This is a genomic window from Saprospiraceae bacterium, assembly GCA_026129545.1.
Classification (GTDB): Bacteria; Bacteroidota; Bacteroidia; order Chitinophagales; family Saprospiraceae; genus M3007.
On the sequence record JAHCHX010000003.1, the window covers coordinates 426206 to 441439 of the forward strand.

Below are 15234 nucleotides of genomic sequence, written 5' to 3' on the forward strand. Positions count from 1 at the left end.
AGAGTACGCCCAAAAAGATAGCCCCCAGACTGTCGGCACTACGTTCTTTTTTAGTCATCTACCCCACATTTACAGGGTTTTAGACATTTCCCGGTATGGGCAGCCGCAGGAGAGTTCGGTAGGTTTGTTGAAAAAATGTTTATGAATAATTTATCCCGACTGGTTTTATCGCTCCTTCTGCCGGCTTTTTTCTTACACACGGCCACTACTCTTTTTGCCCAAAATTCTTTTCAGAAAGTCTATGCTGCCACTGGCATTACCACGAATTCGGGGCAATACGTTCTCCCGGTTGCGGATTCAGGGTACGTTGTGGTGGGTACGGCTCAGGTGCCGGGGCCATTTACTCCGCTCAACTCCTACATCGCAAGAATAGACAAGGACGGCAACGTGCTGTGGTGGAAATTCTACGCGCCACTTTACAATGACATCATTTTCAGGTCTGTGATAGAGGCCAACGACGGCGGCTTCCTCGCGTTCGGTTTTGTCAGATCCGGTATTTCAACTGGGTCGGAAAGGGCGTATGTTTTCAAAACAGACGCGGCTGGCAATTTTCAATGGAGCAAGGCCCTCGTCTTTAATGGCAACGCCATTTGCAATACGGTGCGGTCCGTCCCCGGCGGCTATCTCGTAGCAGGGTGGCAGGATGCTTACACTATCGGGGGGTATTTGGATGCTTGCTTTATCAAAATTGACAACAATGGCAACATCCTTTGGAGCAGAACCTACGGCAGCCTTCAAAAGTCCGCCGGGTTTAGCGATTTTATTGTCGAATCAGATACAATTTATGCCATAGGCGGGGTGGGCGGCACGGCGTTTTTGGGCGCTTTCGATTTGAACAGCGGCGAGCCCTACATGATAAAAAAGTACACGAACCCGCAGGACTCCTCTGTTCCGTGGAACTTCATACGCCCAACCAGCGATGGGCAACTTCTGGTGACTGGCAACATAGGTACTGTCTTCGCAACAGGCATCATCACAAAAATGGGCGTACACAAAATTGGAAAAGACGGCACGGTGATTTTGTCAAAAATGCTGTCTATGAATAACGAAGGCATAGGGGTAGGACATCCTGAAAAAACATCGGACGGCAGTTTTATTATGAGCGGTTCGGTTGGAGTTTCCGGTCAAACGCGGGCAGCATTGGTCAAGATAGATGCGAACGTCAATATCGAAATGGCTTGGCGGTACAACACGCTCGGCCCGCAGTCCAATTTCAGGAAATCCTTTGAAAGCCCCGAAGGCGGTTTTGTCGGCATGGGTTTTTTTGGCAGCAATAGGATGTTGCTGACGAAGACCTTGCCTGATGGGCGGGTGGAAGGTTGCTGCACCGCGCCTTTGTCCATTTTGAAACAAGATTTTTCGTTAACGGCGGCGGATTTGACTGACCTGCAAAGCGGTGACTTTCCAAAAGCAACAGAAGCCTTCGACGCGCTCACGGAAGAACGGCCATTCACAGTCGCTGACCACTGCCCTTATCAGCCGGAACTGCTGTTCAACACGTTGACTTTTTGCCCCGGCGACACCCTGCTGATTGGCGGCACAGCCTACACCCAACCCGGAACGGTGGTTGACACGATTCGACCCATTTTTGACTGCGACACGATTGTTACTTACACGCTGGAATTTGTCACTCCGCCTCAGCCTTCCAACCTGAACATCCTCTGCCCCTCCGATATCACCGTTGAAGTTCCTGCGGGCGTGGCTTCTGCCGTCGTGACGTACAACAATCCAACGGCCTTGTCTGACTGTCTTTGCGGCGATGTGGCCGTGAATATGACGCAGGGTTTGCCCAGCGGTGCAAATTTCCCGGCAGGCGTGACGCAGGTGTGTCATCGAGCATCCGATGATTGCGGCGAATCCCTTTCTTGTTGCTTCACGGTAAGGGTGGAACAAAAGCCGGCTGACAACGAGGCTTGCGATGTCAAAAACACGCCTTGCCTGAAATTTGAAATTCTCGGCATTTTCCAAAATCCGGCGAAACAAAAAACCTATCGGATGCGGGTAACGAACAACTGCTCCAACCCGTTGACCTACACGGCTTTCCAATTGCCCAACGGCCTTGTGGCCGATGCCCCCGCGAACGGCAGCGTGTTCGCCGCCCCCAGTGGCCGCACTTATGAGGTGCGCAACCCGAACGCCTCGCCTTCCCATTCCATTCGCTTTAAAACTATCGGAAACGGCATCGCCAACGGCCTGTCCGACGTGTTCGAATACACCCTGCCGCCGCAGGCCGACCCGACTTTCATCCACGTCGTGGCGCGGTTGGAGCCGCAGGTTTTTTACGAAGCCCATTTGAATGTGTTTGACTGCCCGGTGCAGCAAGCAAGCAACAAATCTGCTGACGAGCGCAGCGCGACGGAAGGACGAGTGAGGCAACTCTTGTTATTCCCAAATCCCGCAGCAGACCTGCTACACATAGATTTGTCCGCTTGGTCAGGGCAGCAAGTGCGCTTGCAGGTGTTCGATGCCATGGGCCGTTTGGCGCTTGAAAAAATGGCGAACAGTGGTGGGGAAATTTTCCAATTGGATATATCCGGCATTGGCTCAAACGGCTTTTACAGCATCGCCATCATTGCCGAAAGCGGCGAGCGACAAATGGGGAAATTTGTGCGGGCAGCGTTTTGAGTTATTGGCCGTGTGTCTCAGAAGTTTGAATTTCGACAGGACTGACAAGATTTACAGGATTTTTCTACAAGTGTTACTTGCGTAACCTTGCGCCCGCCCGCTTGCTCTGACTTTTGTGGAAAAATTTTTCACAACGGTCACTCTCTCACCTATGTATCAACAACCCAACAATCGCCTCAAAAACCAAACCTGCATCGTCACCGGCGCGAACAGCGGCATCGGTCGTGCAGTCGCCATGTCCATGGCCCGCGACGGCGCCAACGTGGTGGTCAACTACGTTTTCGGCGACGAAGCCGCGCAGCAGGTCGTGGATGAAATCGCCCAGATGGGCGGCACGGCCATCGCCTACAAAGCCGACGTCAGCAAGGAAGACCAAGTAATGGCCATGTTTCAAGAAACCATCGCCACCTTCGGCACGGTGGATATTTTGGTCAAAAACGCCGGCTTGCAACGCGACGCGGCTTTCCACAACATGAGCCTGAAAGACTGGCAATTCGTGCTCGACGTGAACCTCACGGGCCAATTCCTCTGCGCCCGCGAAGCCATCCGCGAGTTCCTGCGGCGCGGCCCGCGCCCCGACGTGTCGGTGGCTTTGGGCAAAATTATTTGCATGAGTTCTGTTCACGAGGTGATTCCGTGGGGCGGCCATGTGAATTACGCGGCTTCGAAAGGCGGCGTGATGCTGATGATGAAATCGCTCGCGCAGGAGTACGGCCCGATGAAAATCCGCATCAACTCGGTGGGCCCCGGCGCCATCAAAACGCCCATCAACCGCCCGGCGTGGGAAACGCCCGAAGCCGAGGCAAAACTGCTCGAACTCATTCCTTACCAGCGCGTTGGAGAGACTTCCGACATCGGCGCGGCAGCCGTTTGGCTGGCTTCCGACGAGTCGGACTACATTCACGGCACCACGATTTTTGTGGACGGGGGGATGACGTTGTATCCGGGTTTTACGGAGAATGGTTGAGCGCGGGAAGGGGCGCGTACAGGCATTTGCTTCCTACCCAAAGCTCGGCACGCTTCGCCGGGCTTTTTTTATTGTCCTTTGGTGCTGATTTGAATCTCCTTTGGGATGAATTGTGCGGCATCGGCGCCTCCCACGATGATTTCGCGGACGATAGTGCTGCTGATGTGCGAGTATTCAGGCTGAGAAATCAGAAACACCGTCTCGATGCCGTCGCCGATGATGTGATTGAGCTGGGATATAGTCTTTTCATAGTCGAAGTCAGAGGCATTGCGCAAACCGCGCAGCAGGTAGCGGGCACCGATGCGCTTGCAGTAGTCTGCGGTAAGATTTTCAAAGTAATCCACCTCTACGCTGGGATACTCGGCGAACACCTGACGCAGCCACTCAAGGCGCTGGTCGAGCGAGAAGAGGTTTTTTTTGATGGAGTTGACACCCACGGCGACCACTATTTTGTCGAATAGGGGCAAGGCCCGTTTCACCAAATCCACATGGCCGATGGTGATGGGGTCGAACGACCCGGGAAAGACGGCGATTTTCATATTCTTCGGTTAAAGCAGGGGCGAAGTTGGGGAATTTAGCATATCGTGCCAAGCATGGAGGCGATTTGTGTGGCCCCGCTTTTTTTCTTGATGTTTTGTGTTTGAAGTGTCGTGAATTCGTCCAACATTTGCCGCGTGTTTTTACCTTTCATACGACACAAATGAAAAGGGGAATTACCTGAAAATCCCTACCGAAGAGAGTAAGGCGCGGAAGCCCAAAAGCGATAAGAGTAGGCATCCAAATCTAAAGCGGTTTTTACATGAAAAAAATCTTCCTCTTGCTCCTATTGGTCTTTGGCTTAGCCCAAATGACATCCATCAACGCCACTACAAGCGTCAAAAATGCTGGTGCTGCGGTAGCTGCAAAACTGCTGACTCAAGAAAACGGTCTCGGTGGCATGCTGACAAACATGACCCCCGACGAGTTCTTGAAACTCACGCCCAAAAAGGTAAAGGAAAAGACAGGCAAAAAACTGACCCTCAAGCAGGTCGTTGGGCTGAAAGCCGCACAAAAGGCGGTGAAAAAGCAGATGAAAGATGCCGACGGCACGGCTGGCACCGCAAAAAGTCAATGGGTAGCGTTGCTGTTGTGCTGGTTTTTTGGCATATTGGGTATGCATCGCCTGTATTTGGGCTACAAAAACTGGTGGCTGATGCTCATTACTTTGGGCGGCTGCGGCATTTGGGCCTTGATTGATTTCGTTCGGATTATCATGGGCGACTTGAAACCTGCAGACGGCAGCAACTATGACCCAAGCTTCTAATTGGTGGCTTTACATCAAAATCGGGGTGTTTATTCTGTTCCCGATTGTTTTGCTTGTTTTGCCTGCCGATTTTTTTGATGAGGGGCGGTCAATATGTTTGTCCGTGCTTCTACTCAATGAAGAGTGTTTTGCGTGTGGCCTTACACGCTCCATTATGCACTTGATTCATTTTGACTTTGCAGAAGCATTGTATCACAATTGGTTGGGTTTTATTGTTTTCCCGGCTGTGGCCTACCAATGGCTCCAATGGTTTTTGGCCGATTGGAAAAAACTCCGACAATTGCGAGCTTCCAACTGACTTCAACCTTCTTCGAAGAAGAAAACCAGCCAACGGTGTAGCGATGGCTGGTTTTTTTGTGCCCGTAAATCTGCCAGAGGACTTGGCTGCGCTGAAAAGCGATTTTCCTCATTTTCAATTCTTGACGACGGTTTTTGATTTTTTTGAAAAAAAACTTGCACCGCGTTGCATATTTAACGGAACCCCTACCTTTGGGTCAAACATCACTCACCTTAAATGCTTTCAAATCATTATGAAGAAACTGTTTTTCACCCTTGCACTTGTGTTGGGCTGCTATTTCGCAGCTTTTTCCCAAAAAAACTACACTAACGCCATTGGTTTGCGGCTGGGCTATCCAACATCCATCACCTACAAGCACTTCATCAGCGAACCCGGCGCCATAGAAGTGTTCGCTGGTTTTCGGTCTTACAGCGGCTATGGATGGTTCAACGCGGCAGCAGCCTACGAACACCACTTTGACATTTCGGGTGTGGATGGCCTGAATTGGTACGCAGGTGGCGGCGTGTCGGCCTTTTTCTGGAATGACCGCGATAACATCTTTGTCAACAACAGGGATTACAAGTCCACCAGTATTGGTGTTTTTGGTGTGATTGGCCTTGACTACAAGTTTGCCAACGCTCCTTTAAACCTTTCGGTTGACTGGATGCCTCTTGTCTTCCTCAATGGCTATGGCAGTGGTTTTGGCGGTGGCTATGGTGCCCTTAGCGCGAGGTACGTTCTGAATTAAGCCATCAGGACGTATTTGTCGCAATCCATTGAAAAAGCCCTTTTGGCAGTTGGCCAAAAGGGCTTTTTTACGCTTGCTCTCGACGAGACAACGTCAATTTCTGCCTCCTTTGCCACCTCCCGACGGAGTAGGGGTGGTGGTAGCCGGAGCCGAACCCGGCATGATGGTCTCTTTGCCAAAGGCCTCTCTCATCTGGCGAATGCTTTCCAGCGTGGCGGCATCAGTCTCTACTTTTTCCCATTTGTCGGCAGTAGGGAAAAATTTGTCGCTTTCGTTGTTCACGAAGTAGCAATAAGCGAGGTACTGGTAGGCTGTGGCAAGGTCCTTCTTGTTTTTCTCCACGTCGGCGCTGGCGATTTCGACGTAAGGCTCCAAATACTTGCGAGCGTGGCCGTATTTCAATGCGATGGTCGGATCTGCCTCTATGTCTTCCAGCGACGGGTCTTTGTATTTGGCGGCCTTATGCGCCCACCACCAGCCGATGCCAGCCTGAGGCATGAGTTCCGTCACTTTGCTAAAGACGAGCTCGGCTTTGTCAAAGTTGAGCGAGTCGTCTTTGCAGAAATAGTGCGAAAGGCCCATGAAATATATGTCTTGTGCCTCGTTGGCCTCTGGGGCCGGGATGGAGTCATAGTAGCGATGGAAGGATTCGGCGGCCTCGCAGTTCATGCGACGCGCATATTGCAGTTTTGCGATTTCTTTCCACAGCGGCCATGTGGTGCTGTCCATTTCTATGGATTTTGCCAAGTTGGCGACGGCGGCGGTCGTGTCGCCATTTGTTTTCAGCTGCAAGCGCCCGAGATAGAGGTAGTCGCTGGCGATGATTTTGTCTGGGGGTGCGGTTTTGAAATAGTCGTTTAGAAGGTTCAAGCCACGCTGGTATTCGCCGTTGTCGTAGTCGCAGTAGGCTTTGAGGCGGCGCAGATAGTTTTTCGTGGGGTCTTTGGCGAGTATTTTATCCACGAGCTCGCTGCAAGCTTTGCAGTCTTTGGTGATGTAGAGCGCATTGGCCAACAGCATTTCATCTTCTATATTGACCTCAGAGCCTTTCGACACCAAATCTTTGAGGGCTTGGGCGGCTTTTTCCCATTGGCGACCGAAGTAAAAATGCTCGGCTTTGGCTCGCAAAGCGGGTGTGTAGTTGGGAGCCACACCCAATGTTTTGTCAATGTATGATTCAAATTTGGCGGGTAGTTTGGCGGCCTTGTACACTTTGGCCAACATGAGCTTGGGCAGGGGGTTTTTGGGTTCGAGTTGCTCGGCCAGCTCGTATTGCTGAGCGGCCATACCGCCGTTGCCCTGCTCCTTGTAGGCGTAGCCAAGCGCCATGAGTGTCGGGATGTCTTTGGAATTGACATTGAGCGCGGCGGTCAGCAGCTCGACGGCCCGCGTGAGGTCGGGGCGATTGCTGCCTTGCGGGATGAAGTAGGTGTAGGATTCGCCGATTTGACGATGTGCGTTGATGTCTTTTTTGGCCTTCGAGGCGGCGCGTTTGAACTGCTCGCTGGCCTCTGCGGACTTGCCTTCGAGTAGCAACACTTTGGCGTTGGCCACAAAGGCGAGCGGAGCGTCGGACTTGGCATTGAAGGCTGCTTTGGCGTTTTCCAATGCTTGCGCTTTGTCGCCCTTGGCGAGGTAGGCGCTGGAAAGCGTGAGCAGGGCATCTTGGTCGGCGGGGTCAGCCTTTGAGAGGGCTGTATAGATGCTGATTGCTTTGTCCCATTCTTCCATTTGCATGGCTGCGAGGCCGTCGGCGCGCGTTTGCGCGGAGGCAGAGGCAGCATACGCGATAGCGGATAACAGGAGCGCTTTTCTCAAGAGATTTGTCATTGTTCGGAAAAAGTTTTTGTTTTTGAATACCGCGTGAACGTTTTTCATCGAGCGGCGAAGTTCCGCTTTTCGGACGCTTTTTTTCAAAAAATTCCACACGATTTGGGGCAAAACGCCCATTTCTTATCAGTAGATTAACATTCAACGGGTCTTTTTTGATGTGCTTGCCCTCGAAAAAAGCTCAGCGCGTGGCCTTGATGAGCCGCGTGACGGCATTGACGGGCAACAATCCGTCTTTGAGCACGATGCGTTGCCCGTCGGCTGCCAGATAGGATGCGAAGCCAAGCCCCAAGCCGTTGCGGGCTTGCGCATTGACGACATACACGGTGCGTTTGTAGGGATAGGTGCCTTCTGCCAAATAGGCTTGATAGGGGCCGTAGCCCTCTTTGCCGGGCGCTTCGGCGATGTCGGCGAGTTTTATTGTTTTTAGGAAATTTTGCCTGCCTTCGTCGTCGGTGTCTGAAATCCAGTTGGCGCTGATGATGCCAAGCGCATTGGGGTGTTTGCTCACATAATCAATCACTTCCACGTTGTTTTTCAGTGCGGATGCTTTTGGGGAAATGGCTTGACCCATGAGAACCGAATCCTTCACATAACGCAAAGTGCCCGACAGGGGGTGGTCGAAAACGAGTTGAATGTCGGAGAGCAGCGACTTGGGGTTGAGCTCGGTCCATCGGGTGACGGCGCCCGTCAGGATTTGCCCCATTTGCTCTTTGGTGAACACGGTGTCTTTGTTGCTTGGATGGAGGATGAAGGCTATCGCGTCATAGGCGATAGGAGTCACTTTGGGGGTGAATCCGCGTGCTTGGAAATACTTGTTTTCTTCTTCCGTCAGTTGCCGGGTGATGACGATGACTTTCACCGAATCGTTGAGCAGTGCCGACACGGCCTCGCCTTCCGAGGCGAAGATGGGATGGATTTTGGCGTTGCGATAGATGGAATGAAACACTTGGAGCGAGGTTTCGATGATGGGGCGATAGCCATCGTCGGCGATGATGGTGATTTCGCCCGTCGTGGGCGTGTCGAGTGCTTTGCCCTGTTTGTCTTTGTTGTCGCCGCAAGCAGCCAACAGCAAAGCGAACAGGAGCATTAAGAGGGGATTTTTCATTTTTTCTTTTTTTAAAAATACTCGGAATAGACCCGCCAGCCGCGAAACACGCCGTAGATGAGCACTACCACGGCGAAGATGTTCCGAAACTCGTTCGGTATGTCGGCCATGAAGTTTTTGTCAATGAGGATATAGGCACCAAAACAAACAAAGAAAAAGGACATGGCAGCCCCCATGATGATGAGTGGTGTGCGTAGTTTGGGGCGTTTGCGGATGCGTTCGTCGGTTGACATAGTTAGAAAGTGGAGGGTTGGCGGACCGAGAGACTAGCGGACGGGTCCATTATTCAGATGCTAAATTCCGAAGAAATGGTGGAACGCAAGACGATTATTTTGAAATCCATCTTGATTCGACAAGATTTTTTTGACAACCACGATTGTTGCCTTTTGCTTCAGATGGGTTGCGGCTCCGACCTTGCCACAAATTTGACGACGTGAAACATAAAAAAAAGCCGCGCATGAAGCCTTCGTTTTCAATAGAAAACATCCTGCCCAAGAGCGACTTATGGAAGTTTGATATGGTTGGTGTGCGATTAAGCCAGCCGTAATTTCGCCACCAAAGGTAAACACCAGCAGGAAATGTCGCTCAAAAAAATTAACCTTTTTTTTACACGGGGCTTTCCTGCTTCGCTCGGCAAGGGTTTTCCCGACGGTGGCTAAAACCCGACATCGAAGTTGTTTTTTCGATAGGGGATTTTCAAAAAGTCGAACGTGCCGGGTTTGGCGTTGATAGTGAATAGGTAGGTGCCGCGCACGGGTTGCCAGCTCAGGTTGAGTTGCCAGCAGTGCAGGTCGCGGGCAAAGCCGAGGTCAGGATAGACCAATTGTTTGCTCTGGAAGTCGTAAGAGATATTGCCGATCATGATGGACCACTTCGAGGATAGGGGGATACTGCCGGAGAAGCTGAGGTTGTGCCGCCCGATGACGAAGGTGTCGCGTTCTTCCGCGAAGCCCATGGGGATGAGCCTTCGGTCCACGCCGATGCTGTAATTGATGCGAAAATCGTTGAACCAGCCGAGCAAGTCGTCTTTCACCGTGGGGCGCCCGCCTTGTGGGCCTGACGGCGGCGGCGCGGCGGGTTCGTTGTCTTTTCCCGAAAGGGCATCGCGCAATTGCCTGACGCTGAATGTCGTGTTCAGCTGCACGCCGAAGCCCGTGGTGCGCCATAGTTTTTTGCGTTTGTCAAAGACGAACGTGTTGACTCTTCGCCCGCTTTCGTCGGCCACGTATGGGTCGAAGCGGGCGTTCCACGTCAGGTTGACGATGCCTTTGAAAAAACGGAACAAGCCGCCGGTGGTAATTTCGCTCCAATTGAGCGAATCGGCCGTGATGTTGTAGGAGCCGTTGAAGGCGAGGCCGTCGAAGATGCGTTTTTTCAGCACGGAGTCCCTCTTTGCCGAATAATGCTTGAATTCCAGCACGTTGAGCAGCGAGTAGTTGAGGATGATGTCGCGCCGGGAAGTGTTGCTGGGAGGCCGCCCGAATATGGCATCGTCGAAGATGTTGTACACCAGCGTATCATTGAACTGGGGACGCAAATCGGTTTCGACCGTTCGATAATAATTGCTGTAAGGCCGTCTGGAGAAGTCGGGCCCGAAACCCGCGCTCAGGGTGGGTTTCATCGTGTGGCGGAATCCGCGCAGCCAGCCCCTTTTGAATTGAGGGGTGAAAAACAATGCGGTATTCATGGAAATGCCGGCCGTATATCGGCCAAAGCGATAGAAGCCCCAGTCGCGCAAGGTGGTGTCCACGCCGAACTGGGTGCGTGTGCTGTCCACCACCACAATGACCTCGCTGCCATCCTGAATGGTGTCATAGACGTAGCGAATCTCTGGGAGCAGCTGTCGCTCGGTGGCGTAGGGATACCAGTTTTCCTCATAGTCGAGCCGTGGGGCCACGTTGAAATACTTGAGCACTTTGAAGGTGAAGTCCGTGCTGGCCGAGTGTTGCACCCCCAACCGAGCGCCTTCAAGGGTGCGGCGGGTGAAGAGCAGTGTGTCGGGTGTGCGAAGGCTGTTTTGGAACTTGGAGGAATAGGTGAGCGAGATTTTTTCGTACCACTGTTCCTTGCCCAATGGTACTTTGCGTTTGAAGGGGAAAATGCGCTGCATGGTGAAGTTCACGTTGGGCAAGGTGATGTCCATGATGCGCGTCTGGGTGTTTTGGGAGTGGTTGAAGCTAGCCGCGAAGTTGTAGGGCTTTCCGGGGAAAGTTTTGGAATAGGTCAGGTTGGAGTTCAGCGTGTTGCGATACACGCTTTGGAAGTCGTTGAAATTTCGGTTTTGGTCGCGGTTGGTCTCGATGTTCACCGTGCCGCCGAATCGGCGCGTGGGGTGCGCCTTGCCATCCTGATTGTGTTGCCAAGCGATGCGGAACGACTTGGCGGACAGTTTGTTGGCAAAATTGTCCTCACGCACCCGATTGTTGAAGCTCATCAAGAAATTGCCGTTGTAGGCATACCGCTTGTTGTATCGGGATGTGGCCGCTACGCCCCAGCTGCCACTGACATAAGCGGTGAACATCACCGACAGGTCAATATGCTCCGAAATCGGCTGATACCACCCAAAATCGCGCAATCCAAAGCCCTCCACGCTGGCAAACTCGAAATCTCTGGGGATAATCACCCCCGCTTTTCGAGTTTTCGTGATGGGGAAAAAACCAAACGGCAGCACCAACGGCGTGGGCACCCCTCCCACTTCCACCACCGAGAACCCTGTGACCACAAGTTTGTCGGGAATGACTTTCAGGCGCTTGGTGCGCACGCCAAAATGCGGATTCGGATGGTCGCAAGTGGTGATGATGGCATCCTTGTTATAGATGGTGTTGCGCGAGCGTTGGGTCGTGTCGCTGCTCTCCGCTGCTCCGATGAATTTTGCCCGTTCTCCCAACACATAAAGGTCTTCCTGCCGGGTGCGGGCCTCGTAAATGATGCCTTTGCGGGTTTTGAAATTGTAGCGGAGTTGGTGAGCCGTGAAGTTTTGTGCGCCGTCGTTGAAATCCGGGTAGCCAGTCAGTTGGCCAGTAGTGTCGGCCAAAGGCGCGGCGCTGATTTCGCTCTTGTCGTAGTCGAGCAGAATGTAACCTGCCTTGATGGTCAGGGAGGTGTATTTCACGGAGGCGTTGCCGTAGAGATGCACCTGTTTGTTGATAGCATCGAACCACATGGAGTCTTGCGCCCCGTATTCCACTTCATCGTCGAGTGCGTCGTTGGAAATCCGCAGCCTGCCCAAATCCACCTCCACTGAGTCCGGCGCTCCTTCCGGCGGCACCGTGTCCAAGAGTCCACCCGGCGGTTGGCGCGCGGGGCCAATCGTTGCGGCAGAGTCGAGCGGCACTTGCGCTGAGGCCGTAGCACACGCAATCAGCGCAACTATTTGTAAGAAAAGCCGATATTTGCCCAACAATTTTTTCACGAAAAAAGGATTCGGGATGCAAGCAAGCGTTAGTGGGGGTTCAAATGTGGTTGGATACGCCCCCACATTCAAAACGGGTTGGAAAGGCCGACATTGAGAAGAACCATGACTCGACCTTTTTCATGTGAATATCAATTGTTTATTTTAATCTTCAAGTACGAACGGAACTTTTTCCAGCATTGATGACTGACAATCCGCGTTTTCGCTCGTTTATGGAACATTCTATCCTGAAACGCGCTTCAAACGTCGAATCAACATCATTCCCGCCAGTTTTCATCAACCAATTTTGAAACCAAAAACTGAGTTATGAATTTGAAAATCGCCCTACGAACGCTCTCGCTTCTCGCAGCGTGGCTTGTTTTGCAAAATTTTAACGTCGCTGAAAAACACACAGCCGAAACAACCGGCCTGCGCGTCGCCAGCGGCAAAAGTATGGACTTCCCCCACTTTACCAACTTACTTTCTCCCTCCACCCACCCTACTTACCGCATCAAGAAAGTGGTGCTCGACGCAGGACACGGCGGCAAAGACCCCGGCTGCATCGGCGCTATCTCGAAAGAAAAAGACAACGCGCTCGCCATCGTGCTCAAGCTGGGCGAGATGATAAAAGGAGCCTTTCCAGAGGTAGAAGTGATTTACACCCGCAAAACGGACGAGTTCATCGAACTCAACGAGCGTGCCGCCATCGCCAACCGCAACAAGGCCGACCTGTTCATCAGCGTCCACTGCAACGCGGTGAAAGCCCCCCACATCCACGGCGCGGAAACGTATGTCATGGGGCTGCACACCGCCGACCACAACCTCGAAGTCGCCAAGCGCGAAAACTCCGTCATTTTTTACGAGAAAGACTACCAGAAAAATTACGAAGGCTACGACCCCAACAGCCCCGAAGCACACATCATCGGCAGCGTGTGGCAGAGCGCCTATCTGGAGCAGAGCATCCTGTTCGCCAGTTTTGTGCAGCAGTTTGCTCGCACCACCGCATCGCGTGTTGACAAGGGCGTGAAACAAGCGGGGTTCCTCGTGCTGCGCGAGACAGCCATGCCCTCTGTCCTCATCGAGACGGGCTTCCTCACCAACCGAACGGAAGAAGAATACATCGCCTCCGAAGAAGGGCAGGCGCAGATAGCGCAAGCCATTTTCGAGGCTTTTGAGGCGTATAAGCAGCACGTCGAGGGCGCTGAGGCGGAGCAAAAAAAAGCCAATGCCCAAAAAATCGCCGCCACCTCAAAGCAGCCCGCCTCCACCTCCCCGAAGAACGGGGGCGTCGCCCCTCCCCCCGCTGTGAGCACACCCACCACTTCCAAGCCCTCTCAAACGACCAACACGCCAGCCTCCACCGCGGCCAACACCCAAAAACAGCCATCCAAAACTGCCGCTGCCAACACCTCAAACACACCCCCCAAAACACAAACACCCAAAACGGTGACCCCGCCCGCCGCTACCGCCGAACCTGTCGGCCCCTTCCGCATTTTTCTGATTTCGTGGCCTATGCGTATGGATACCAACACTGGCCAAATGGCGCTATTGGGTGATGTGGTGGAAGAAAAATTGGAAAACAACTACTATTATTTCACAGGCAGATTCGACACCCTCCAAGAGGCAGAACAGATATTGCCGGAAATAAAAAACCTCGGCTTCCGCACGGCAGCCATTGTGTCCGCACGATAAAAAAAGGCGCATGTACCGTCGGAATTTATCAATCTTGCCCCCCAAAAGTCCTCGAACAAACAACACACCGCAACAAAAATGCTCAAAATCAGCAACGAAACAAAAGTCGCCCTCCTTGCCATCGCCGCCATAGCCGTCGGTATCTGGGGATTCAAGTTCCTGAAAGGCCAAAACATGCTCACCTTCTCCAAAGATTTTTATGTGCGCTACGACAATGTGCAGGACTTGCGTGTTTCCGCCCCTGTTTTTATCCGGGGCCTTCAGGTAGGCAGCGTCAAGAAAGTAAGCATAGACCCCAAAGACGGGCAATCCATCATCGTGGTGCTCAATGTGGAGGGCGGGTTCGACGTGCCCAAAGACGCGATGGCCGTCATCACAAGCCCCAGTTTCATGGGGGGGCGAGCCATCGAACTTGAATACGACCGCGTCTGCACCAACGATTGCGCCCAAAGCGGCGATTTTTTGCAAGGCACCTCGCGCTCTTTCCTCGAAGGCATGATTACGCCCGCAGAACTCGATGTCTATACCGACCGCCTGCGAAAAGGGCTGACCATCAATATTGATTCGCTTGCCAAAGCCAATCCCGAAAGTTTTGCCGGCACCTTGGAAGCATTGGACAACTCCCTCAAAAACATAGAGGCGCTCACGCATCGGCTCGACCGATTGATGGCTGCCAGCGAACGAGGCCTGACCGCCACCATCAACAACACCGCCGCGCTGACTGGCTCCTTAGCCACCAACAAAGACCAAATCAGCAGCATCATGCGCAACCTCGACACGCTTAGCCTTCAACTGAAAGGCGCAGGATTCGACCAAAGCGCGCACAAAGCCACCACCACGCTCGACACGCTCACGCAACGCCTCTCCGACTTGCGCCGCACGCTTGCCACCACCGAAAGAACCCTTTCCAGTGTGGACACCCTCGCCCAAAACCTCTTGCACGGCAAGGGCACTGCCAACAAACTGCTAACCGACGAGGTGCTGGCCGAAGACTTGGAACGCACACTCCGCCACACCCAACTCCTCATTCAAGACCTCCGGCTCAACCCAAAGCGCTACACCACCGTAAAATTGAAAGTGTTCGGGAAAAACAAAACCAAAGGCTACGAAACACCGTTCAACGACCCCATCTACACGATGGAGGCCGACAGCCTCGAACGGCTTCTCAGCAAACGACTTCGGGAAAATCAGCCAGACAATTGACAGACCGCCCCCGTCGGAGCATCACTCTGGCCGATGCTGAATAGTTGTCCAAACTATTTTGACCAAACCCCGTTTCCCCTTTTTCGATAT

The 15234-nt window shown here is 52.8% G+C and carries 12 protein-coding genes; 7 read left to right on the forward strand and 5 right to left on the reverse strand.

The window, feature by feature from the left end:
* Positions 1–141: 141 nt before the first annotated feature.
* Both KIS77_19705 and KIS77_19710 read left to right on the forward strand, forming a co-directional pair.
* On the forward strand, positions 142–2625 hold the full coding sequence (locus KIS77_19705) for an HYR domain-containing protein (protein ID MCW5924553.1): 2484 nt from the start codon (positions 142–144) through the stop codon (positions 2623–2625).
* A gap of 151 nt (positions 2626–2776) precedes the next feature.
* A complete protein-coding gene (locus KIS77_19710; protein ID MCW5924554.1) occupies positions 2777–3592 on the forward strand; it encodes an SDR family oxidoreductase in 816 nt (271 codons plus the stop codon).
* Between the two features lie 68 nt (positions 3593–3660).
* Here KIS77_19710 and coaD read toward each other — a convergent pair whose 3' ends face one another.
* On the reverse strand, positions 3661–4131 hold the full coding sequence (gene coaD, locus KIS77_19715; protein ID MCW5924555.1) for a pantetheine-phosphate adenylyltransferase: 471 nt from the start codon (positions 4129–4131) through the stop codon (positions 3661–3663).
* A gap of 260 nt (positions 4132–4391) precedes the next feature.
* Between coaD and KIS77_19720 the strand changes: the two genes are divergently transcribed.
* The 3 genes from KIS77_19720 (at position 4392) to KIS77_19730 (ending at position 5920) form a co-directional block, all read left to right on the forward strand.
* Positions 4392–4895, forward strand: coding sequence for a TM2 domain-containing protein (locus tag KIS77_19720; GenBank protein ID MCW5924556.1), 504 nt, complete (start codon positions 4392–4394; stop codon positions 4893–4895).
* A gap of 103 nt (positions 4896–4998) precedes the next feature.
* Complete coding sequence (locus KIS77_19725) at positions 4999–5193, forward strand: DUF2752 domain-containing protein (protein ID MCW5924557.1); 195 nt, start codon at positions 4999–5001, stop codon at positions 5191–5193.
* 232 nt (positions 5194–5425) lie between these two features.
* Entirely contained in the window at positions 5426–5920 is a 495-nt protein-coding gene (locus KIS77_19730) for a hypothetical protein (protein ID MCW5924558.1), read from the forward strand.
* A 93-nt stretch (positions 5921–6013) separates the two neighbouring features.
* On the opposite strand, the gene KIS77_19735 is transcribed toward KIS77_19730, so the two are convergent.
* The 4 genes from KIS77_19735 to KIS77_19750 form a co-directional block, all read right to left on the reverse strand.
* Entirely contained in the window at positions 6014–7750 is a 1737-nt protein-coding gene (locus KIS77_19735) for a hypothetical protein (protein MCW5924559.1), read from the reverse strand.
* A 181-nt stretch (positions 7751–7931) separates the two neighbouring features.
* Complete coding sequence (locus KIS77_19740; GenBank protein MCW5924560.1) at positions 7932–8858, reverse strand: substrate-binding domain-containing protein; 927 nt, start codon at positions 8856–8858, stop codon at positions 7932–7934.
* An 11-nt stretch (positions 8859–8869) separates the two neighbouring features.
* On the reverse strand, positions 8870–9091 hold the full coding sequence (locus KIS77_19745; protein ID MCW5924561.1) for a hypothetical protein: 222 nt from the start codon (positions 9089–9091) through the stop codon (positions 8870–8872).
* Positions 9092–9513: 422 nt separating this feature from the next.
* Entirely contained in the window at positions 9514–12270 is a 2757-nt protein-coding gene (locus tag KIS77_19750) for an LPS-assembly protein LptD (protein MCW5924562.1), read from the reverse strand.
* A 306-nt stretch (positions 12271–12576) separates the two neighbouring features.
* Here KIS77_19750 and KIS77_19755 point away from each other — a divergent pair, with 306 nt between their 5' ends.
* Both KIS77_19755 and KIS77_19760 read left to right on the forward strand, forming a co-directional pair.
* Positions 12577–13941: an N-acetylmuramoyl-L-alanine amidase gene (locus tag KIS77_19755; protein MCW5924563.1), complete on the forward strand. Its 1365-nt coding sequence runs from the start codon at positions 12577–12579 to the stop codon at positions 13939–13941.
* A gap of 78 nt (positions 13942–14019) precedes the next feature.
* The gene (locus KIS77_19760; GenBank protein ID MCW5924564.1) at positions 14020–15144 is read left to right on the forward strand and encodes an MCE family protein; all 1125 of its coding nucleotides are present in this window, start codon (positions 14020–14022) and stop codon (positions 15142–15144) included.
* Positions 15145–15234 lie beyond the last annotated feature (90 nt).